We start from the raw sequence: 20,369 nt of genomic DNA on the forward strand, positions 1-20,369 counted from the left end.
TCAGCCCACCAGGCGGGCACCGGGCACCGGGCCGTGCACCGCACGGACGGTGCGAAACACCCCGGCACCGGCCAGCTCGGCGGCCAGCGCCACGGCGGCGGCCTCGTCGTCGGCGAGCGCGGCGACCGTCGGCCCGGAGCCGCTCACCAGCGCGCCGCGCGCACCGGCCTCCGTCGCCGCCGCGAGCGCCCGGCGCAGGGCCGGCCGCAGGGAGAGCGCCGGCGCCTGCAGGTCGTTGCCGAGGGCCGCGGCGAGGGTCTCCACCGGACCGCTGCGCAGGGCGGCGATGACCGGCTCCGGCGGGGCGAGCCCGGTGCCGTCGGGCACCCGGCCCTCGGCCCGCAGCCGGTCCAGCTCGGCGTAGACCGCCGGCGTGGACAGCCCGCCCTCGGCGATGCCCAGCACCCAGTCCCAGCGCCGCCGGGCCAGCACCGGGGAGAGCCGCTCCCCGCGCCCCGAGCCGAGCGCGACCCCGCCCAGCAGGCTGAACGGCACGTCGCTGCCGAGCTGGGCGGCGAGGTCGGCGAGCTCTCCACGGGTGGCCCGGGTGCCCCACAGCGCGTCGAGGGCGACCAGCGCGGCGGCGGCGTCGGCGCTGCCGCCGGCCAGGCCCGCGGCGGCGGGGATGGCCTTCTCGACCACGATGGTGGCCTCGGCCGGCACCCCGGCCCGCTCGGCGAGCAGCTCGGCGGCCTGCCAGACGATGTTGCGGCGGTCCGTCGGCACCCGCTCGGGCCCGGTGCCGGCCCCGGCGAACTCGCCGGTGACGGTGAGCGCCAGCCCGCTGCCCGGGCGCACGGTCACGGTGTCGAACAGCGAGACGGCGAGGTACACCGTCTGCAGCTCGTGGAAGCCGTCGGCGCGCAGCGGGCCGACGGCCAGCTGGACGTTGATCTTCGCCGGCGCCCGGGCCACCACCGCGCCGTCGCCGGTGATGCGGCCGGGACCACCGTGCGAGGACCAGCTCACGGCGCGACCTCGGGGGTGGCGGCCAGCCGGGCGAAGTCGGTGACCGACAGCTGCTCGCCGCGGGTGGCCGGGTCGATGCCGGCCGCGCGCAGCCGCTGCTCGGCCGCGGCGGGGCTGCCGGCCCACCGGGCGAGCGCGGCCCGCAGCCCCTTGCGGCGGGTGGCGAAGGCGGCGTCGACGACGGCGAAGGTGGCGGCGCGGTCGCCGGCCGGGGGGTCGCGGCGGACCAGCGACACCAGGCCGGAGTCGACGTTGGGCTCGGGCCAGAAGACCCGCCGCCCGACGTTCCCGGCCCGGCGGACCTCGCCGTACCAGGCGGCCTTGACCGAGGGGACGCCGTAGGCGGGTGTCCCCGGGGCGGCCGCCAGCCGCTCGGCCACCTCGGCCTGCACCAGCACGAGCGCGCGCTGCAGCGAGGGCAGCAGCTCCAGCAGGTGCAGCAGCACGGGCACGGCCACGTTGTACGGCAGGTTGGCCACCAGCGCCGTGGGCGGGGCACCGGGGAGCTCCCGCACCCGGAGGGCGTCGTCCCGGACGACGGTCAGCCGGCCGGCCAGCGCGGGCGCGCGCTCGGCGACGGTCCGCGGCAGCAGCTCGGCCAGGCGCGGGTCGATCTCGACCGCGGTGACCGCGGCCGCGGCGGGCAGCAGGCCCAGGGTGAGCGAGCCCAGCCCGGGGCCGACCTCGAGCACGACGTCGTCCGGACGCACCTCGGCGGTGCGCACGATCCGCCGGATCGTGTTGGCGTCGTGGAGGAAGTTCTGCCCGAGGCTCTTGGTCGGTCGCAGGTCGAGCTGCTGGGCCAGGTCGCGGATCGCGGCCGGGCCCAGCAGCCCGTCGGTCTGCTCGTGCGGAGTGTTCAGCGCGCGGCCGGGATCAGCTGAACAGCCGGGAGCCGCAGTGCGGCCACTGGCCGGCACCGGAGCGCGCGTAGAGCATCTGCGCCCGCATCGTCTGCTCCTCGGCCGAGGCGGCGGCCGGGTCGCCGCTGCCCCCGACGGAGGCCCAGGTGGCGCGGGAGAACTGGTACATGCCGCGGTAGGTGCCGCTCGCGCTGACCGCGTTCGGCCGGCCACCGGACTCGCACTGCGCCAGCGCGGCCCAGTTCAGGCCGTCGGCCGTGGCCGGGACGCTGCCGCCGCCCGAGGGCGCCGGCGCGGGCGCCGGGCGCTCCTTGGTGCCGACGCTGACCAGCTCGTCGACCGGGGCGACGGCCACGGCGGTGCTCACCTGCTCGCGGCCGGTCTCGACGCCGTCGACGACGGTGATGCGGTAGGTGGTGGCCTGCTGGCCGTCCACGCCCTGCTGGGTGACGGTCTCCTCGCCCTCGAAGGCGTCGGGGTCCTCGGTCTCGACCGTCTGGTGCGGGATCGGGGTGGTCTCGGTGACCTCGGTGACCTGCACGCGGAAGACCTGCAGGCGCATGCGGTCCAGCAGCGGCTGGGTGGGCAGGAGGGTCATCCGGTCGGTCTGCCCGAGCGTGATGCCCTGCTCGGCGAGCAGGTCGGCGGCGGTGCCGGCGGTGGTGGTGACCACCCGCTCCTGGCCGTCGGCGACCAGGGTCACGGCCTTGGGGGTGCTGATCGACAGCGCCATGCCGTCGAGGGGCAGCCGGTCGCTGCGGCTGGCCGAGAGCACCAGGCCCTCGGCGCGGTAGCCCAGCTGGTCCAGCGCCTCGTCGACCGACAGGGCGGTCACGTAGACCTCGCTGGTGCGCCCGTCGACGGTCAGCTGCAGCGGCCGCGCCCGGTTGAGGACGACGGTGTCGCCGTCGGAGATCGCCGAGTCGGGATCGGGCAGCACGACGTCGTGCGCCGCCGTCTCCAGCCCCTCGTCCTCGAGCACCTCACCGACGGTGTCGGCGTAGGTGCTGACCTCCCGGGCCTGCCCGTCGACGGTGAGCGTCACGGACTTCTGGGCGGCGAAGTAGGCCACGGAGCCGCCCACGAGTCCGAGCAGGACCAGGGCGAAGAGGGAGAACTTCAGCGTTCGAGGCACGACACTTCCACGGGGTCACGGGACCGGGCAGGGGGCGCCGCACCGGCAGGCCGCGGAACGGCCTCCCGGTGTGCCCGGCTCGGCCGGCGTCCACCCCGGGGAAGGCTCCGGGCGACGCCGCCCGGGTCGGTCCCCACCCCGGCTGGTCACGACACGATAACGGGCGTGGTACGAGTGGCAACGGTGCGCACGGAGTGAATCAGAGAGGCGACACGTCGACATGTGGGCGCGCCGACACAGCCTGTGACGGACGCGCCGGCTGGGACGCCTGGGACCACTGCGCAGCGTGAGGCGGATGGTGTGGCGAAGGCCACAGTGTGGCGGCGCCCTCGTCGGGGCAGCCGGAGCCGTCCGTCAGCCGGCGAGCGCGCGCTCCGAGAGCCGCAGCGGCCGCAGCCAGGTCAGCAGGAAGGCGGCCACGGCGAGCCCCGCGGCCAGCGCGGAGAACCCGCCCGCGACCAGCGCGACCGGGAGCAGGTCGACGTTCTCGGTGACCCGGTCGCCCAGCCGCAGCCCGGCGACGAGCACGAGCACGCCGAGCGGCAGCAGCGCCAGCACGCTTGTCGCCGCGCTCACCAGGTGCGCCGTCCAGGTGCGCAGGGCCTCGTCGACCGGCACGTCGGCGCCCTCGGCCGGCAGCGGCCGCAGCAGCGCCCGCAGCAGGGCGACCTCCGCCAGCAGCCAGGCGGCGAGCGGCACGGTGAGGGCCACCCAGCCGACGCTGTCGGGCAGCTCGTCGCGCTGCCACATGAGCACCGCGGCGACCACCTCGGCGGCCACGACCAGCCGCATCGTCCAGAGCAGCCACAGCGAGATCTGCTCGCCGCGGCGCATCCGCCGGGGCGGGGACGACATCCGCCAGCGCGGCCGCGGGCGGGTCGCCTCGGCGAGGACGACGCCGAGCAGCAGGCCGATCACCACGGCCGGCGCCCAGAGGAACACCGAGGCCTCGGCGAACATCAGCACGCTGGCGCCCACGCCGATCAGGCCCAGCAGCAGGCCCACCCGGCGCACCCGCCGGCCGTGCAACGCCTGGCGCTGCAGGGTCTGCCGGCCCTCGTCGGTGGGGGTGGCGAAGTCGACGGCCGCGGCGGCGACCGCCCGGCGGCCCGCGGCCATCCCCCACGCGCGGGCGAGCAGGACCCCGGGCACCAGCACGGCGATGAAGAGCACGACGGCGATGAGGCGACCCACGATGCCCAGTGTGCATCGCTTCGGGACGGAGTGTTCCCTCCGGACACCTCTGCTTCGAATGGCCCGCTCCGGCCCCGGCGCAGGATCCCGCGCCGAGCTCGCGAGGCGTGGGGGGCGGCGGGGTCCTTGTCCTACCAGGAGCCGAAGATCCGCTCGGCGTTCGCGGTGAGCGCGGCGCACAGCTGCTCGAGCTCCGTGCCGGTCACCTCCGCCAGCGCCCGGACGGTGTGCGGCACCAGGCGCGAGGCGTTGGGCCGGCCGCGGTGCGGCACCGGCGTGAGGAACGGTGCGTCGGTCTCCACCAGCAGCTGGTCGAGCGGGGTGATCGCCGCGGCCTCGCGCAGGTAGCCGGCGTTGCCGAAGGTCAGCGTGCCGGCGAAGGACAGCACGTGGCCCCGGGCCACGCAGGCGCGGGCGAACGCCGCGTCGCCGGAGAAGCAGTGGAAGACGGTGTGCTCGGGTGCGCCCTCGTCGTCGAGCACGCGGAGGATCTCCTCGTGCGCGTCGCGGTCGTGGATGACCAGGGCGACGCCGTGCTCCTTGGCGATGCGGATGTGCGCCCGGAACGACGCCTCCTGCGCCGCCCAGCCCTCCGGGCCGGTGCGGAACCGGTCGAGGCCGGTCTCCCCCACCGCGCGGACCCGCGGGAGCGCGGCCAGCCGGTCGATCTCGGCCAGCGCGTCGTCGTCGGCCAGGCCCGAGCCCGCCTCGTTGGGGTGCACCGCGACCGCCGCGAGCACCGACGGGTGCCGGGCGGCCAGCGCCGCGGACCACTGCGACGAGGCGACGTCCACCCCCACCTGCACCAGCCGGGGCACGCCGACGGCGGCCGCCGCGGCGATCTCGGCGTCGACCTCCTCGTCGGTCGGCTGCCGCTCGAACCCGCCGACGGCGATGTCCAGGTGCGTGTGGCTGTCCAGCGCCGGGGCCGGCAGCGGCTCCGGGGACGGCGGCGGCTCGCCCCGCCGGTTGGCGCGCGCGGCCGCCGACCGGCTCATGCCGACGCCTCGCTGGCGCTCGGCAGCGGCATCCGCCCGGCTGCTGCGTCCCTGCGTGAGCTCGCCAGCTCGCTCACGAGCCCTCTTCCAGCCGGCGCAGCTCCTCCTCGACCACGGACTCGTCGAGCTTGGTGAACACCGGCGTCGGCGGCGCCAGCGGCGTGCCGGGGACGACCGGGGTCGAGGCCCACACCGCCTGCCCGGAGTCGTAGTCGCCGGTGATGACCGGGTACGACGAGCCGTCGTCGAGGTCGGTGACCTCCTCGATCCGCGGCGCCACCGACCACACCCCGGTGCCGCCGAGCAGCTCGTGCACCTTCTGCGCCGAGTGCGGGAGAAACGGGGTCAGCAGCGCGTTGCAGTCGCGGATCGCCTGCAGCGCGGTGTGCAGGACGGTGTCGCGGCGGGCCGGGTCCTCCTTGAGCTTCCACGGCGCCTGGTCGGACAGGTACTTGTTCGCCTCGCCGACCACCCGCATCGCCTCGGTCGCGGCGGCCTTCTGGCGGTTGCGCGCGAGCAGGTCGCCGATCGGGCCGAAGGCCCCGGAGGTGGTGGCCAGCAGCGCGCGGTCGGCGTCGGTGAGCTCGCCGGGCGTCGGGACGGCGCCGACGTTCTTGGCCGCCATCGACACCGACCGGTTGACCAGGTTGCCCCAGCCCGCGACCAGCTCGTCGTTGTTGCGGCGGCGGAACTCCGACCAGGTGAAGTCGGTGTCCTGGGTCTCCGGGCCGGCCACGGCGATGAAGTAGCGCAGCGCGTCGGCGTCGTAGCGGGCGAGGAAGTCGCGCACGTAGATGACGACCTGGCGGGACGAGGAGAACTTGCGCCCCTCCATCGTCAGGAACTCGCTGGAGACGACCTCGGTGGGCAGGTTGAGCCGGCCCAGCGACCCGGGGGTGCCGCCCTTGTCGCCCTCGCCGTTGTAGCCGAGCAGCTGGGCGGGCCAGATCTCGGAGTGGAAGACGATGTTGTCCTTGCCCATGAAGTAGTAGGCGTCGGAGTCCGGCGTCTGCCACCACTGCCGCCAGGCCTCGGGGTCGCCGGAGCGGCGGGCCCACTCGATCGACGCCGACAGGTAGCCGACGACGGCGTCGAACCAGACGTAGATGCGCTTGTCGGGCCGGTCGCGCCAGCCGTCCAGCGGCACCGGGACGCCCCAGTCGATGTCGCGGGTGTAGCTGCGCGGCTTGAGGTCCTCCAGCAGGTTGACGCTGAAGTTCAGGACGTTGGGCCGCCAGCTCTTCCGGGTGGCCAGCCAGTCGCCGAGCGCCCGGGTGAAGGCCGGCAGGTCGAGGAAGTAGTGCTCGCTCTCGACGAACCGCGGCGTCTCGCCGTTGATCCGGCTCACCGGGTTGATCAGGTCGGTCGGGTCCAGCTGGTTGCCGCAGTTGTCGCACTGGTCGCCGCGGGCGCCGTCGTAGCCGCAGATCGGGCAGGTGCCCTCGATGTAGCGGTCGGGCAGGGTGCGCCCGGTCGACGGGCTGATCGCACCGAGCGTCGTCTTCGGGAAGACGTAGCCGTTCTTCAGCAGGCCCAGGAAGATCTCCTGGCTCACCTGCGCGTGGTTGGCCGTCGTGGTCCGGGTGAACAGGTCGTAGCTGAGCCCGAGCGACTGCAGGTCGCCGACGATGATCCGGTTGTTCCGGTCGGCGATCTCGCGGGGCGTGATGCCCTCCGCGTCGGCCGCGACCGTGATCGGGGTGCCGTGCTCGTCGGTGCCACTGACCATCAGCACCCTGTCCCCCACCATCCGGTGGTAGCGGCTGAAGACGTCGGAGGGGACGCCGAAGCCGGAGACGTGGCCGATGTGCCGGGGGCCGTTGGCGTAGGGCCAGGCCACCGCGGTCAGGATGTGCCGATCACTCACGGCACGAGAGTAGTGAGGTCAGTGCTGGCCCACCGGCGCGGGGAACCCGGCGTCGGTCGGGCCCCCGGTCGGCCCGGTGAGCGCGACCACGCCGAGCACGACGCCGATGACGCCCACGGTCACCGCCCGCAGCACCCGCTGGCCCTCGGACAGCTGCGGCTGCGCGGCCGGCGAGCGCGGCCCGGCCGCCAGCCACTCCTCCGCCGACGGGGCGCTGGCCAGCAGCAGCTTGCCGACCGGCACGGCGAGGGCGAGCAGCAGCACCGCGGGCAGCGGCAGCGTGGTGGGCAGGTCGTCGACCAGCGGCGTCGCCAGGCCGACCAGCAGGACGACGGTGAGCAGGACCACCTCGCCGTAGGCGACCCGGGTCAGCAGCGCCCGTCCGGAGCCGTCGAGCAGGGTGACGCCCCCGGCGGCGCAGAGCACCACCCAGGTCGCCAGGCCGCCGAGCACCAGCACGACCACCGCACCGGAGGGCCGCGGCGGTGCGGCGAGGAGGCCGTCGAGGCCGGTCAGCGCCGCGGCGACCAGCGCGAGCGCCTCGAGCACGGCGACGCCCGCGGCGCCGAGCACCGCCGCCGGCGGACGGCGGCGCGCGGAGGTCGCCGCCGGGACCGGGCGCGGGGTCGCGCCGGAGGTCCGGACGTCGAGGACGGTGCTCGCCACGGGGCTGCTCCCTGGCCGGGGACGGGGTCACCGGTCAGGTCGACGTCCCCGGGCCGGGGCTGAACGACCGGGGAACCGGCCTCACCCCCGCGAGGGAGGCCGGTTCACCCCTTGCGGGCGGCGGCCGCCTCCTCGCGCCGTCCCGGTGCCAGGCGGCTGTGCCCCCGGCCGTAGACGAAGTAGAGGGCGAAGCCGGCGAGCATCCAGATGGCGAACCGCAGCCAGGTGTCGGCCGGCAGGTTGAGCATCAGGTAGAGGCAGGCCAGCGCCGAGACGATCGGCAGGAACGGCACCAGCGGGACCCGGAAGGAGCGGTGCAGGTCGGGACGGGTGCGCCGGAGCACGATGACGCCGATCGACACCAGCACGAAGGCGAACAGCGTGCCGATGTTGACCAGCTCGGCCAGCGTGCTCAGCGGCAGGAACCCGGCCAGCAGCGCGACGAAGACCCCGGTGCCGATCGTGATCCGGTACGGCGTGCCGTACCGCGGGTGCACCGCGGCCAGGCCCGGGGGCAGCAGGTGGTCGCGGCTCATCGCGAACAGCACCCGCGACTGGCCGAGCATGAGGATCATGACCACCGAGGTCAGCCCGGCGAGTGCGCCCAGCGAGATGACGCTGGCGACGAACGGCATCCCGACGGCGGAGAACGCCTCGGCCAGGGGCGCCTCGCTGGACAGCTCGTCGTAGGGCTGCATGCCGACGACCACGAGGGAGACGGCGACGTAGAGCAGGGTGCAGATGATCAGCGAGCCGAGGATGCCGCGCGGGAGGTCCCGCTTGGGGTTGCGGGTCTCCTCGGCCGCCGTCGCCACGATGTCGAAGCCGATGAAGGCGAAGAAGACGATCGACGCGCCGGCGATGACGCCGCCCCAGCCGAAGCTGCCCTGGGTGAAGCCGAGCAGCTGGATCAGCGGCGAGTGCCAGCCGCCCTCCCCCTCCGCGGGGGGCTCGGCGGGCGGCACGAACGGCGTGTAGTTGTCCGCGGTGAGGTGGAACAGCCCCAGCACGATGACCAGGAGCACGATCGCGACCTTGATCGCCACGATGACGCCGGTGACCCGCGAGGAGAGCTTGATGCCCAGCACGAGCACCCCGGTCATCACCAGCACGATGACGATCGCCGGGATGTTGACCGTGGCGGTCTCCCCCGCGATCGACGCCGGCAGCGCGGCGCCGAGGTCGCCGAGCAACTGGTTCAGGTAGCCCGACCAGCCGACCGCGACCGTCGCCGCCCCCAGGGCCAGCTCGAGCACGAGGTCCCAGCCGATGATCCAGGCGATCAGCTCGCCGAGCGTGGCGTAGGAGAACGTGTAGGCCGAGCCGGCGACCGGCACGGTGGAGGCGAACTCGGCGTAGCAGACCGCGGCCAGCGCGCACACGACGCCGGCGATGACGAACGAGACGGCCACGGCCGGGCCCGCCGTCGTCTTGGCCACCTCGCCGGTCAGCACGAAGATGCCGGTGCCGATGATCACCCCGACGCCGAAGACGGCGAGGTCGAGGCCGGAGAGGTTCTTCTTGAGCTGGTGCTCGGGTTCCTCGGTGTCGCGGATGGAGTCCTCGACGGACTTGACGCGACGGTCGGCCTCGGTCACGGCGTCCTCCTCGACGGCCGGTGCCGCCCGGCCCCCGGCAGCGTCGCACGGGGCGGCCCGGCCCGCATGCCTACGCTGCACTCGCCCGGGCGGACCGGGCCGTGACGAGCGTGGAGGGCACCGTGACCGCGACCCAGCCGTCCGGCGACCAGGCCGCCGACTCCCCGCCGGACCTGCACGTGCCCACCCGGCGGCCCCGGCCGGCGGGTGCGCCGCGCGCGGTGCCGACCCGGCCCGCGGGCACCGGCGCGGTCGTCGACTGCGCCGTGTACGTGCAGGGCCGCCGGCAGGCACCGGTGGCACCCCGCGAGGCGCTGCAGGCGGCCGAGGAGCAGGGCGGCTTCGTCTGGCTGGGGCTCTACGAGCCCACCGAGGCCGAGCTGGACGACATCGCCGAGCGCTACGGCCTGCACCCGCTGGCCGTGGAGGACGCCGTCTTCGCCCACCAGCGCCCCAAGCTGGAGCACTACGACGACGACCTGTTCATGGTGCTCAAGACCGCCACCTACGTGGAGCACGAGCAGCTGACGGCCACCAGCGAGGTGGTCGACACCGGCGAGGTGATGATCTTCCTCGGCCGCTCCTACGTGATCACCGTGCGGCACGGGCAGCACGGCGACCTCGCCCGGCTGCGCCAGCACCTGGAGCAGCAGCACGACCTGCTGCGCCTGGGGCCGGCCGCCGTCCTGTACGCGGTGGCCGACCTCGTCGTCGACACCTTCGTCGACGTCACCGAGGCGGTGCAGGACGACGTCGACGAGCTCGAGGCCTCGGTGTTCAGCCCGGAGCGCACCGACGACATCGGCCGGCTCTACCAGCTCAAGCGCGAGCTCATGGCGCTGCGGCGGGCGGTCGGGCCGCTGGAGCTGCCGCTGCAGAAGCTCGCCGAGCGGTCGATCGACGTCGTCCCGGCGACGATGCGCTCCTACTTCCGCGACGTGCAGGACCACGCCATCCGCGTCCGCGACCAGGTCGGTGGCCTCGACGAGCTGCTGTCGTCCATCCTGCAGGCGTCGCTGGCGCGCACCTCGATGGCCGACAACGAGGACATGCGGCGCATCTCGGCCTGGGCCGGCATCATCGCCGTCCCGACCGCGATCGCCGGGATCTACGGCATGAACTTCGAGTGGATGCCGGAGCTGCACTGGCGCTACGGCTACCCGGCGGTGCTGCTGGTGATCGTGGTGTCGTGCGTGCTGCTGTACCGGGGGTTCAAGCGGAACGGGTGGTTGTAGCCCGCTGCTCTGGGGGCGCGCCACGCTTCGTGCACGCCTCATCGTCCGCTCGCCGCGCCGGACATGGGATGTGCACGCACCGTGGTCAGCCGGCCAGCGCGGCCGAGAGTGTCGCCAGCAGCTCGGCGGGCCGGTGCAGGTCGGCGGCGGTCACGAACACGACCCGCCAGCCCGCCGCCTGCAGGCGGTTGAGCCGCCTCCGGTCGCGGGCGAACTGCCCGTCCTCGGCGTGCCAGGCCCCGTCGTACTCCACGGCCACCCGGCGATCGGGCCAGGCGAGGTCCACCCGGGCGACGAAGCCGGCCGCGTCGCGGACCACGTACTGCGCCACCGGCGCCGGCAGCCGGCCGGCGCCGATCAGCAGGCGCAGCCGCGTCTCCTGCGGCGACTCGGCGAGGCCGTCGGCACGCGCGCAGGCGGCTCGGACGTGCCGGGACGCCGCACCCGGGACGGCGGCGCGGGCCCGCAGCGCGGCGAGGTCGACCACGCGGGCGACGGCGAGCCGGTCGATCGCCACGACCGCCTCGTCGGCAGGCAACAGCGCGGCGACCCGCAGCGCGGTCGGCTCCGGTGCGGTCACGCGCACGCCGTCCCGGACCCGCACGTCGGCGGGAGCCAGGCCCAGGCGGCGCACCCGCACGCCGGGCACGCGGCGGGGATGGGCGTGCGGCGGCAGCACCAGCTCGACGTCGTCGCGGACGTCGGCGAGGTCGACGCCCCACAGGACCGCGGCACTCGGCCCACCGACCACGCTCCCCGGCAGCAGGATCCGGGCCGCCGCCCGGGCCCGGAGCCGGTGGGTGTCGGGCACGGCGGCGTCGACGTAGACGTCCCGGAACAGGCGGCGCCAGGCCGGGCCGCGCAGCTGGTTGGGCGTCAGCAGGCCGTCGCGGACGGCGGCCGTGCCGCGGAACGCGCGACCGCGCAGCGCGGTGGGCACGAAGGCAGGCGGCACGCGGGAAGGCTGGCGGAGCGCGGCCGGTCCGCGCCGCGCCCCGTCCACAGGCCACGTCGTGTGCACAGGACGCGGTCAGGGCGCCCGTCCGGGCACGGGATGTGCACGGACCGTCCGCGACGTCAGGGCGCGGGGGGCTCCGGAGGCAGGACGGACGGCGGGCGGTGGGCCACCACCGCGTCGTACACCACCCGCCGCGGCAGGCCGGTGCGGGTGACCACCGCGCGGATGGCGTCCTTGCGGGTGGCGCCGGCCGCCTCCTCCGCGGCGACCTCGGCGGCCAGCGCGGGCGGGTCCAGGGCGACGGGCGCGGCGACGGCCCCCGCGACCACGAGCGTGATCTCGCCGCGCACGCCGTCGGCGGCCCAGGCGGCGAGCTCGGCGAGCGGGCCGCGGCGGATCTCCTCGTGGGTCTTGGTCAGCTCGCGGCAGACCGCGGCCGGCCGGTCGTCGCCGAAGGCCGCGGCGGCGTCGGTGAGCGCGTCGGCCAGCCGGTGCGGCGACTCGAAGAAGACCATTGTGCGGCGCTCGTCGGCCAGCCCGGTCAGCCGGGTGCGCCGCTCACCGGCCTTGCGGGGGAGGAACCCCTCGAAGCAGAACCGGTCGACCGGCAGCCCGGAGACCGCCAGGGCCGTGATCACCGCCGAGGGCCCGGGTACCGAGGTCACGTCGATCCCGGCGTCGACGGCGGCCCGCACCAGCGTGTAGCCGGGGTCGGAGACCGACGGCATCCCGGCGTCGGTGAGCAGCAGCACGGTCGCGCCCTCGCCGAGCGCGGTCAGCAGCCCGGGCAGCCGGGCACGCTCGACGGACTCGTGGAAGGTGACCACCCGGCCGGTGAGGGTGACCTCCAGGTCGGCCGCCAGCCGGTGCAGCCGGCGGGTGTCCTCGACGGCCAGGACGTCGGCCGTGGCCATGGCCGCGCGCAACCGCGGGCCGACGTCGCCGGGCTGGCCCAGCGGCGCCCCGCCCAGGACGAGTCGTCCGCTCACGGGGGCAGCCTGTCACGAGCGGGGCGCCCAGCCGCTCCCCCTACCCTGACCCCATGGCGGTGCTGGCTCCCGAACGCACGGACCGGGAGCCCCCCGAGCCCGCCCGCGTGAGCCGCCGCCGCCCACCGGTGCCCCGACCCTGGCGCGACCGCATCCCGCCGCTGCCGGGCGACCGGCGGCTGGCCTGGGCGCTGACCGCGGCGCTGGGGCTGGTCACGTTCGTCAGCCGGCTGTGGGACATCAGCTATCCGCGCGACCTGCTCTTCGACGAGGCCTACTACCCGCCCGAGGCCCGGGAGCTGCTGACGTGGGGCCACGAGTACAACCGCGGCTACACGTTCATCGTCCACCCGCCGCTGGGCAAGTGGATGATCGCGCTCGGCGAGCAGCTGTTCGGCTACAACAGCTTCGGCTGGCGGTTCCCCTCGGCGGTCGCGGGCACCGTCGCCGTCGTCGTCCTCGTCCGGCTGGCCCGGCGGCTGACCGGCTCGACGTTCCTCGGCCTGGTGGCCGGGCTGCTGCTGGCCCTCGACGGCTTCTCGTTCTCGCTGTCGCGCATCGGCCTGCTCGACGTCTTCCTGCAGGTCTTCGTCGTCTCGGCGGTCGCCTGCCTGGTCGTCGACCGGGACGTCGTCCGCGCGCGGGTCCGCGCCCGCCGGCCGGTGCCGCGCACGGGCTTCCGGCTCGGCCCGCGCGGCTGGCGGATCGCCGCCGGCGTGCTGTTCGGCTGCGCCTGCGCGGTGAAGTGGAGCGGCATCTGGTTCCTCGCCGCGTTCGCCGTCCTGTCCCTGTTCTGGGACCGCGCCGCCTGGCGGGAGGCCGGCGTCCCCCGGCCGACGGCGGTCGCGCTGCGCCGCGGCCTGCCCGGCGCGACGTGGGCGCTGGCCGTGCTGCCGGTGCTCACCTACCTGGCCAGCTTCACCGGCTGGTTCCTCGGCGAGACCTCGCAGGGCAAGGCCTGGGCGCAGCAGAACCCCGACAGCGCGTTCTGGTTCGTGCCCGACGCGCTGCGGGCCCTGTGGCACCAGCACGCCGAGTGGCTGCGGTTCCACAACCAGCTCTCCTCGCCGCACCCGTGGGAGTCGGGGCCGTGGAGCTGGCTGGTGACCGGCCGGCCGATCCTGCTGTGGAACCCGCAGGGCCTCACCGACGCCGCCGGCGACCAGGTGGTCCGCTACATCCTCATGGTCGGGACGCCGACCCTCTGGTTCGCCTTCGCCCCGGCGCTGCTGTGGGTCGGGTGGCGGATCGTCGCGCGCCGCGATCCGGCCGCGATCCTCGTGGCGGTGGCCGTCGCCGCCGGCTGGGGCACGTGGTTCATGAACCCCGAGCGCACGATGTTCCTCTTCTACATGGCCCCGGTCGTGCCGTTCTTCGTGCTCGCCGTCGTCCTCGTCCTGCAGGACGCCCTCGGCCGCGAGGGCGCGTTCCCGTGGCGCCGCACGGCCGGTCAGGCGGCGGTCAGCCTCTACGTCGGCATCGTCGCCGCGACGTTCGTGCTCTTCTACCCGGTCCTCACCGGGCAGCCCCTGTCGCGCGACGAGTGGCTCATGCGCATGTGGTTCCCGTCATGGTTCTGACCACGAGGTGGCACCCGAGTTAGTTGGGTACTACAACGGAATCCGTGAGTGGTGCACACGGTTCCGGTGCCGGCCTGTTCCGGCAGCCCAGGGCGGTCTACGCCGTCGCCTTCGCCTGCGTCGTCAGCTTCATGGGCATCGGCCTGGTCGACCCCATCCTCCCGGCCCTGTCCGAGCAGCTCGACGCCACGCCGAGCCAGGTCAGCCTGCTGTTCACCAGCTACCTGGTGGTGACGGCGATCGCGATGCTGGGCACCGGGTGGATCTCCAGCCGCATCGGCGCGAAGCGCACGCTGATCACCGGCCTGGCGGTCATCGTCGTGTTCTCGGCGCTGGCCGGGCTCACCGACTCGATCGACGGCATCGTCGGCTTCCGCGCCGGCTGGGGCCTGGGCAACGCGCTGTTCATCGCCACCTCGCTGGCGGTCATCGTCGCCTCGGCGTCGGGCGGGTTCGCCGGCGCGATCGTGCTCTACGAGGCCGCCCTGGGCCTGGGCATCGCGGCCGGCCCGCTGGTCGGCGGCCTGCTCGGGGACATCAGCTGGCGCGGCCCGTTCTTCGGCGTCGCCGCGCTCATGGCGATCGCCCTGCTGGCCACCGTGGTCCTGCTCGACCCGACGCCGAAGCCGGCCACGCCCACGCCGCTGCTGGCGCCACTGGAGGCGCTGCGGCACCGCGGGCTGCTGACCATGAGCGGCACCGCGCTGCTCTACAACTGGGGCTTCTTCACCATGCTCGGCTACGCGCCGTACCCGATGGAGCTCTCCGCGATCCAGCTCGGCTTCGTCTTCTTCGGCTGGGGCCTGCTCGTCGCGTTCTTCTCCGTCATCGGGGCCCCGCGCCTGCAGGCCCGCTTCGGCACCGCTCCCTCGCTCTACGGCGCGCTCACCCTGTTCGCCGTCCTGCTGCTGCTCATCGGCCTGTTCACCGACGTCCGCTGGGCGCTCATCGCCTGCGTGGTCGCCTCGGGCGTCGTCGTCGGTATCAACAACGCGCTCACCACCCAGGCGGTGATGCTGGTGTCGCCGGTGGAGCGGCCGGTCGCCTCGGCGGCCTACGGCTTCGTCCGGTTCATCGGCGGCGGCCTGGCCCCGTTCGTGGCCGGGCAGATGGTCGACGCCTGGGACATCCACGTCCCCTTCGTCGTGGCCGCCGGCGCGGTGGTCCTCGGCATCGCCGTCCTGGCGACCGGGCACCGGATCCTGGCGGCGGCCGACGCCGGGCTCGACGAGGACGGCGCCCCGCAGCGCACCCACGGCCCGCTGGACGACGTCGCCGGTGAGGTCGCCGACGAGTTCGGCGGCGCCCCGGCCGCGGTCGACAGCGGGCTCGCGGCCGGCTCCGCCGCCCGGGCGCGCGGCTGACCCGACGCTCCCCCTACGGTGACGGGACCGACAGAGGGGACGAGCGATGACGACGCCGCAGGACCGCCCGCGCGTGCTGACCGAGCTGGACGGCGACGTCTGGCGGATCACGCTGGACCGGCCGGAGGCGGGCAACGCGCTCGACCCGGCGCTGGCGCGGGACCTGGCCGCCGCCCTGGCCGACCGGCCGGCGAGCGCCCGCACGGTGCTGCTGCTGGCCAACGGCCCCCGGTTCTGCGTCGGCGGGGACGTGCAGGCCTTCGCCACGGCCGCGGACCCCGGCGCCTTCGTCGGGCAGCTGGCCACCGACTGGCACGAGGTGGTGCGCGCGGTGCTCAACTGCCCGGTGCCCACCGTGGCGGGGGTGCAGGGCGCCGTGGCCGGCGCCGCGGTCGGGCTGATCGGCGCGTGCGACATCGTCGTCTGCGCCCGCTCGACCAAGATCCGCCCGGCCTACGGGGCGATCGGCCTCTCCCCCGACGGCGGCACCTCCTGGGCGCTCACCCGGGCCCTCGGCGCGCCGCGGACGCTGGAGCTGTGCCTCACCAACGGCTCGCTCACCGCGGCCGAGGCGCACATGTTCGGCCTGGTCGCCCGGCTGGTCGAGGACGAGGAGGTGCACCAGGCCTCGATCGCCCTGGCCGCGTCGGTGGCCGCCGGTCCGGTGCGCGCGATGGTGCGCACCCGGGCGCTGGTGCGGAAGGCCGCGATCCGCACCCTCGACGAGCAGCTGGACGACGAGGCCCGGCTGATCGCCGAGTCGGCCGCCGACCCCGAGGGGCGGGAGGGCGTGCGCGCCTTCGTGGAGAAGCGGCAGCCGGACTTCCGCGCCGCGCGCTGAGCCCCCGGCCCCCACGAACACGAGAGCCCCGCCCGGATCCGGGCGGGGCTCTCGTGGTGTCGGGTGGAGCTGAGGGGATTCGAACCCCTGACCCCCTCGATGCGAACGAGGTGCGCTACCAGCTGCGCTACAGCCCCTGACGGAGGACCACGATACCGTCCCCCGCTAGCGGCCCTCCTGCAGGGTCCCGCCGCGAGCCTGCGAGCGGTGGGGGACAGGAGGGTCCTTATCCGTTCGCGACCTTCCGCGGCTGGTAGACGTCGATGTCGGCGAAGCCGATGTCGTCGTCGTCCAGGCCCACGACCGCGCTGTGCTGCCAGCCGGCGGGCGCGGCCGCGCGGGCGGCGACCACCCGGCCGGGACGCAGCGGGTGCACCGGCGCCAGCGGCAGGCTCGGGTGCGGCAGGCCGACGGTGTGGTGCACCGGCTCGGCCTCGGCGGCCGGGGCGACCTCCTCCACCGGCAGCTCCTCGACCCGCGGCGCCGGGCGGGCGGCGCGGCGGGCGGCGGCACGGGCCGCACGGCGGGCGGCGGCACGCTCCCGGCGGGCCGCGGCGCGCAGCACCATGAGGTAGCCGACGACCAGGCCGTCGAGCACCAGCTGCGCGGTCCACAGCCAGGGGCTGACGAACAGCGCGGCCACCAGCGCCAGCAGCGCCAGGGCGACGAGGCCGGCCAGCGTGCGCCGGCGGACGGCGTGCACGTCGACCTTCAGCTCACCGGTGCTGCGCAGCGTGTCCCGGTCGACCGACACCCGCTCGGTCGCGGCGTGGACCACGGGGTCCACCGTCCGCCGCCGCTGCAGGGTGCGGCCCGAGGAGCCCACCTCCGCCCGGGTCGGCTGAGCATCGCCGCGGGTCACCACCATGGGCACCAGCACGACGAACCAGAGCACGACCAGAGCGGCCAGCAGAACGCCTGATCCCATCCGAGAACACCACCCGTCACACGAGTCACTTGCCGCGGCAGGTTATGCAGGGAAATCGCCCCGACGAGGGAGGCGCGCGGGTGTGTCGCCGGAGTGTTGTGTGACGCGAGTGCCGCGGAGTCGGCGTGTCGACACGGCGACCCTCGGTGACTGGCCGGTTCCGTGCTAGGCCGACGCCGAGCGGGCACGCCAGAGACCGAGGACCCCTCCCGGGACGTCCTCGGCCAGCAGCGCGTACGTCAGGTGGTCGCGCCAGTCACCGTCGATGTCCAGATAGCGGCGGAACAAACCCTCACGGCGGAAACCGAGGCGCTCGACCAGCCGCTGGCTCGGCAGGTTCTCCGGCCGGATGTCGGCCTGCAGCCGGTGCAGCCCCACGGGGCCGAAGGCGTGGTCGCACACCAGCGCCACGGCCAGCGAGCCCATGCCCCGCCCGGCGACCGCGCGGTCGATCCAGTAGCCGAGGTTGCCCGACCGCAGCGCGCCGCGGACGACGTTGTCGATCGTCACCTGCCCGGCCAGCCGCCCGTCGACGCGGACGGCGAACGGCAGCGTCGTCCCCATCCGGGCGCGGCGCAGCACCGCCCGGCGCACGGCGCGGTAGGCCGCGGGGGTGTGCCGCTGCGCCCACGGCTGCGCGCCGCTGGGCTCCCACCGCGCCAGCCAGTCCTCGTTGGCCAGGCGCACCCGGCTCCACTCCACCGCGTCGCCGCGCCGCAGCGGGTGCACCTCGACCGGCCCCCACTGGAGCCGCGCCGGCCACCCGGGGTGCGTCACGGGATCGCTGAGCACGGTGCCGGTCAGCCGCCCAGCAGCAGCGGCATGACGGTGACCAGCCCGCCGGCGGCCACCTCGGTGACGTCCTCGTCGACGACGATGAGGCAGTTGGCCCGCGCCATGCGCGCCAGCATCGCCTCGTCGCCCTCGCCGAGCGCCTCGACCACGTAGCCGCCGTCGGGGTGGCGCATGACCTGGCCGTGCAGGTACTGGCGGTACCCCAGCGGCGAGTACAGCTGCTGGGCGGAGATCGCCTGCACCGTGCGGCGGAACAGCTGGCGCTTGCCGAGCATCAGCCGGATGGCCGGGCGGACGAAGACCTCGAAGGCGACCAGCGCGGCGACCGGCTCGCCGGGCACCACGATGACCGGCACGCGGTCCCGGCCCAGCCGGCCGAACGCCTGCACCGGTCCCGGGTGCATCGTCACGGGACGGAAGCCGGTCTCGCCCAGCTCGGCCAGCGCCTCGCGGACCATGTCGCCCTCGGCGGTGAAGGTGCCGGAGATGAGCACCAGGTCGCTGCGCAGCGTCTGGCTCTCCAGCACCTCCGACAGCCGCCGGCGGTCCGACGGCAGGATGCCCGAGCGGTAGGCCTCGGCACCGGCGTCGCGGGCGGCGGCCGCCAGGGCGTAGCTGTTGACGTCGACGACCTGGCCGGGTGCCGGCGGGGTGCCGATGTCGACCAGCTCCGGCCCCGCGGAGAGGACGGCGACCCGCGGGCGGGGCCGCACGAGCACGCGGTCGCGGCCGACGGCGGCCAGCAGGCTGATCTGCGCCGGGCCGATCGGGGTGCCGGTCTGCACGGCGGTGTTGCCGGGCGCGACGTCGTCGCCGGCCCGGCGGACGTAGCCGCCGGCGGTGACCCCGGCGTGCACGGTGACGGTCACCTGGCCGCGGTCGGTCCACACGGCGGGAACGACGACGTCGGCGCCGGTGGGCAGCATCGCGCCGGCGGCCACCTTGAGCGCCAGGCCCGGGCCGATCGAGGACGGCGCGCCGGCGCCGGCCGTGGACTCCCCCACCACCGACAGCTGCACCGGCGCCTCGAGCGTGGCGGCGGCGACGTCGTCGGCGCGGGCGGCGTAGCCGTCGAGCGCGGCCTGGTCGAACGAGGGCAGCGCCCGCTTGCTCACCACCTCCTCGGCGCACAGCAGCCCCTGCGCGTCGAGGACGGCCAGCTCGATCGGGTCGGGCTGCGGCACGGCAGCGAGGATCTCGTCGAGGTGCTGCTCGACCGTCCGCGGCGTCGGCTCGGCGGCGGCCGGGGGCGGCGGCGCCTGACCGGTGTCGATCTGCGCCGTCTCGTGGGGGGCGGTGCCGGCCGCGCCGGACACCGGGGACTGCCGGACCGGCGTCCCCTGGCGCAGGTCGAGCGCCGTGGTGTCGCGGTGCGGCGGCGCGCCGACCGTGCTGTCCTCGCTCATCGCCGATGATCGTCCCCCCTGCGGGGGCGCGCTCAGGCCTGCGACGCGCCCTCGGCCGGCAGGTCGGCGACGAACTCGGTCAGCCAGGCGCGCAGCGCCGGGCCGAGGTCCTCCCGCTCGACGGCCAGGCGGACCACGGCCTTGAGGTAGTCCAGCTTGTCGCCGGTGTCGTACCGGCGGCCGCCGAAGACGACGCCGTGCACCGGCTCGCCGCGCTCGACGAGGGTGGCCAGCGCGTCGGTCAGCTGGATCTCCCCGCCGCGGCCGGGCTCGGTCTCCCGCAGCACGCCGAACACCTCGGGGGCCAGCACGTACCGGCCGATGATCGCCAGGCTGCTGGGCGCCTCGTCGACCGGCGGCTTCTCGACCAGGCCGGTGATCGCCACGACGTCCCCGTCGGTGTCCTCGACCGCCACCGCGCCGTACTTGTCGATGTTCTCCCGGCCGACGTCCAGCAGCGCGACGACCGAGCCGCCGTGCTCGGCCTGCACGGCCAGCATCTGCTCGAGCAGGTGGTCGCGGGCGTCGATCAGGTCGTCGCCGAGGAGGACGGCGAACGGCTCGTCGCCCACGAACGCCGCGGCCTGCAGCACCGCGTGGCCGAGACCGCGGGCCTCGCCCTGGCGGACGAAGTGCACCTGGGCGACGTCGGTGGACTCGGCGACCGCGGCCAGCCGGCCGGCGTCGCCCTTCTTCTCCAGCGCGGCCTCGAGCTCCGGCGCCCGGTCGAAGAAGTCCTCGATGGCGGCCTTGTTGCGCCCGGTGACCATGAGCACCTCGCCGAGCCCGGCGCGGGCGGCCTCCTCGACGATGTACTGCAGCGCCGGGCGGTCGACCACCGGCAGCAGCTCCTTGGGCACCGCCTTGGTGGCGGGGAGGAACCGGGTGCCCATCCCGGCGACGGGGATGACGGCCTTGCGCGCCGCACGGCGATCGGGGGTCGGCATGGGCGGAGCCTAGCCAGCCCGGCCCGGCCCGCCCCC

At 75.2% G+C, this 20,369-nt stretch carries 18 protein-coding genes and 1 tRNA gene; 4 read left to right on the top strand and 15 right to left on the bottom strand.

Annotated elements, in window-relative coordinates:
* The 8 genes from ACI79R_RS15910 to ACI79R_RS15945 form a co-directional block, all read right to left on the bottom strand.
* The gene (locus ACI79R_RS15910; RefSeq protein WP_456574617.1) at positions 1–969 is read right to left on the bottom strand and encodes a 4-(cytidine 5'-diphospho)-2-C-methyl-D-erythritol kinase; all 969 of its coding nucleotides are present in this window, start codon (positions 967–969) and stop codon (positions 1–3) included.
* Positions 966–1,889, bottom strand: coding sequence for a 16S rRNA (adenine(1518)-N(6)/adenine(1519)-N(6))-dimethyltransferase RsmA (gene rsmA, locus ACI79R_RS15915; protein WP_456574618.1), 924 nt, complete (start codon positions 1,887–1,889; stop codon positions 966–968). The genes ACI79R_RS15910 and rsmA overlap by 4 nt, the downstream gene beginning before the upstream one ends.
* Positions 1,846–2,967 (bottom strand): ubiquitin-like domain-containing protein, encoded by a 1,122-nt coding sequence (locus ACI79R_RS15920; RefSeq protein WP_456574619.1) that lies wholly within the window; start codon positions 2,965–2,967, stop codon positions 1,846–1,848. Before ACI79R_RS15920 ends, rsmA begins: the two co-directional genes overlap by 44 nt.
* A 354-nt stretch (positions 2,968–3,321) precedes the next feature.
* Positions 3,322–4,161, bottom strand: a complete 840-nt coding sequence (locus ACI79R_RS15925; RefSeq protein WP_456574620.1) for a hypothetical protein — start codon at positions 4,159–4,161, stop codon at positions 3,322–3,324.
* A 131-nt stretch (positions 4,162–4,292) separates the two neighbouring features.
* Positions 4,293–5,159, bottom strand: a complete 867-nt coding sequence (locus ACI79R_RS15930; protein ID WP_456574621.1) for a TatD family hydrolase — start codon at positions 5,157–5,159, stop codon at positions 4,293–4,295.
* Positions 5,160–5,232: 73 nt separating this feature from the next.
* Entirely contained in the window at positions 5,233–7,026 is a 1,794-nt protein-coding gene (gene metG, locus ACI79R_RS15935; RefSeq protein ID WP_456574622.1) for a methionine--tRNA ligase, read from the bottom strand.
* Between the two features lie 18 nt (positions 7,027–7,044).
* Entirely contained in the window at positions 7,045–7,692 is a 648-nt protein-coding gene (locus ACI79R_RS15940) for a hypothetical protein (protein ID WP_456574623.1), read from the bottom strand.
* A 104-nt stretch (positions 7,693–7,796) separates the two neighbouring features.
* Positions 7,797–9,290, bottom strand: coding sequence for an amino acid permease (locus ACI79R_RS15945; protein WP_456574624.1), 1,494 nt, complete (start codon positions 9,288–9,290; stop codon positions 7,797–7,799).
* A 122-nt stretch (positions 9,291–9,412) separates the two neighbouring features.
* Here ACI79R_RS15945 and corA point away from each other — a divergent pair, with 122 nt between their 5' ends.
* Entirely contained in the window at positions 9,413–10,525 is a 1,113-nt protein-coding gene (corA, locus tag ACI79R_RS15950) for a magnesium/cobalt transporter CorA (RefSeq protein ID WP_456574625.1), read from the top strand.
* An 85-nt stretch (positions 10,526–10,610) separates the two neighbouring features.
* Here the strand turns inward: corA and ACI79R_RS15955 are convergent, their stop codons facing one another.
* Positions 10,611–11,480, bottom strand: coding sequence for an endonuclease domain-containing protein (locus tag ACI79R_RS15955; protein WP_456574626.1), 870 nt, complete (start codon positions 11,478–11,480; stop codon positions 10,611–10,613).
* Between the two features lie 122 nt (positions 11,481–11,602).
* The gene (gene rsmI, locus ACI79R_RS15960) at positions 11,603–12,472 is read right to left on the bottom strand and encodes a 16S rRNA (cytidine(1402)-2'-O)-methyltransferase (protein WP_456574627.1); all 870 of its coding nucleotides are present in this window, start codon (positions 12,470–12,472) and stop codon (positions 11,603–11,605) included.
* Between the two features lie 53 nt (positions 12,473–12,525).
* On the opposite strand from rsmI, the gene ACI79R_RS15965 reads away from it, so the two are divergent.
* The 3 genes from ACI79R_RS15965 to ACI79R_RS15975 are packed head-to-tail and all read left to right on the top strand — an operon-like array spanning position 12,526 to position 16,257.
* Positions 12,526–14,052, top strand: a complete 1,527-nt coding sequence (locus ACI79R_RS15965; protein ID WP_456574628.1) for a dolichyl-phosphate-mannose--protein mannosyltransferase — start codon at positions 12,526–12,528, stop codon at positions 14,050–14,052.
* A gap of 44 nt (positions 14,053–14,096) precedes the next feature.
* Positions 14,097–15,416: an MFS transporter gene (locus ACI79R_RS15970; RefSeq protein ID WP_456574629.1), complete on the top strand. Its 1,320-nt coding sequence runs from the start codon at positions 14,097–14,099 to the stop codon at positions 15,414–15,416.
* A gap of 46 nt (positions 15,417–15,462) precedes the next feature.
* A complete protein-coding gene (locus tag ACI79R_RS15975; RefSeq protein WP_456574630.1) occupies positions 15,463–16,257 on the top strand; it encodes an enoyl-CoA hydratase/isomerase family protein in 795 nt (264 codons plus the stop codon).
* A gap of 64 nt (positions 16,258–16,321) precedes the next feature.
* Here ACI79R_RS15975 and ACI79R_RS15980 read toward each other — a convergent pair.
* The 5 genes from ACI79R_RS15980 to galU form a co-directional block, all read right to left on the bottom strand.
* A tRNA-Ala gene (locus ACI79R_RS15980) sits at positions 16,322–16,394 on the bottom strand.
* Between the two features lie 89 nt (positions 16,395–16,483).
* Positions 16,484–17,185, bottom strand: a complete 702-nt coding sequence (gene sepX, locus ACI79R_RS15985; RefSeq protein ID WP_456574631.1) for a divisome protein SepX/GlpR — start codon at positions 17,183–17,185, stop codon at positions 16,484–16,486.
* A 165-nt stretch (positions 17,186–17,350) separates the two neighbouring features.
* On the bottom strand, positions 17,351–17,962 hold the full coding sequence (locus ACI79R_RS15990; RefSeq protein ID WP_456574632.1) for a GNAT family N-acetyltransferase: 612 nt from the start codon (positions 17,960–17,962) through the stop codon (positions 17,351–17,353).
* A gap of 23 nt (positions 17,963–17,985) precedes the next feature.
* Positions 17,986–19,386 carry a molybdotransferase-like divisome protein Glp gene (glp, locus tag ACI79R_RS15995; RefSeq protein WP_456574633.1) on the bottom strand — a complete coding sequence of 467 codons (1,401 nt, stop codon included), beginning with the start codon at positions 19,384–19,386 and terminating at the stop codon, positions 17,986–17,988.
* Positions 19,387–19,418: 32 nt separating this feature from the next.
* Positions 19,419–20,333 (bottom strand): UTP--glucose-1-phosphate uridylyltransferase GalU, encoded by a 915-nt coding sequence (galU, locus tag ACI79R_RS16000; protein ID WP_456574634.1) that lies wholly within the window; start codon positions 20,331–20,333, stop codon positions 19,419–19,421.
* Positions 20,334–20,369: the final 36 nt, after the last annotated feature.

It is taken from the genome of Blastococcus sp. SYSU D00820 (assembly GCF_054050695.1).

What these genes read in the sequence shown, in the direction of transcription:
- ACI79R_RS15965 (WP_456574628.1), top strand. Translation starts at nt 12,526, where the DNA reads ATGGCGGTGCTGGCTCCCGAACGCACGGACCGGGAGCCCCCCGAGCCC.
- ACI79R_RS15930 (WP_456574621.1), bottom strand. Translation starts at nt 5,159, where the DNA reads ATGAGCCGGTCGGCGGCCGCGCGCGCCAACCGGCGGGGCGAGCCGCCG.
- galU (WP_456574634.1), bottom strand. Translation starts at nt 20,333, where the DNA reads ATGCCGACCCCCGATCGCCGTGCGGCGCGCAAGGCCGTCATCCCCGTC.
- glp (WP_456574633.1), bottom strand. Translation starts at nt 19,386, where the DNA reads ATGAGCGAGGACAGCACGGTCGGCGCGCCGCCGCACCGCGACACCACG.
- sepX (WP_456574631.1), bottom strand. Translation starts at nt 17,185, where the DNA reads ATGGGATCAGGCGTTCTGCTGGCCGCTCTGGTCGTGCTCTGGTTCGTC.
- ACI79R_RS15975 (WP_456574630.1), top strand. Translation starts at nt 15,463, where the DNA reads ATGACGACGCCGCAGGACCGCCCGCGCGTGCTGACCGAGCTGGACGGC.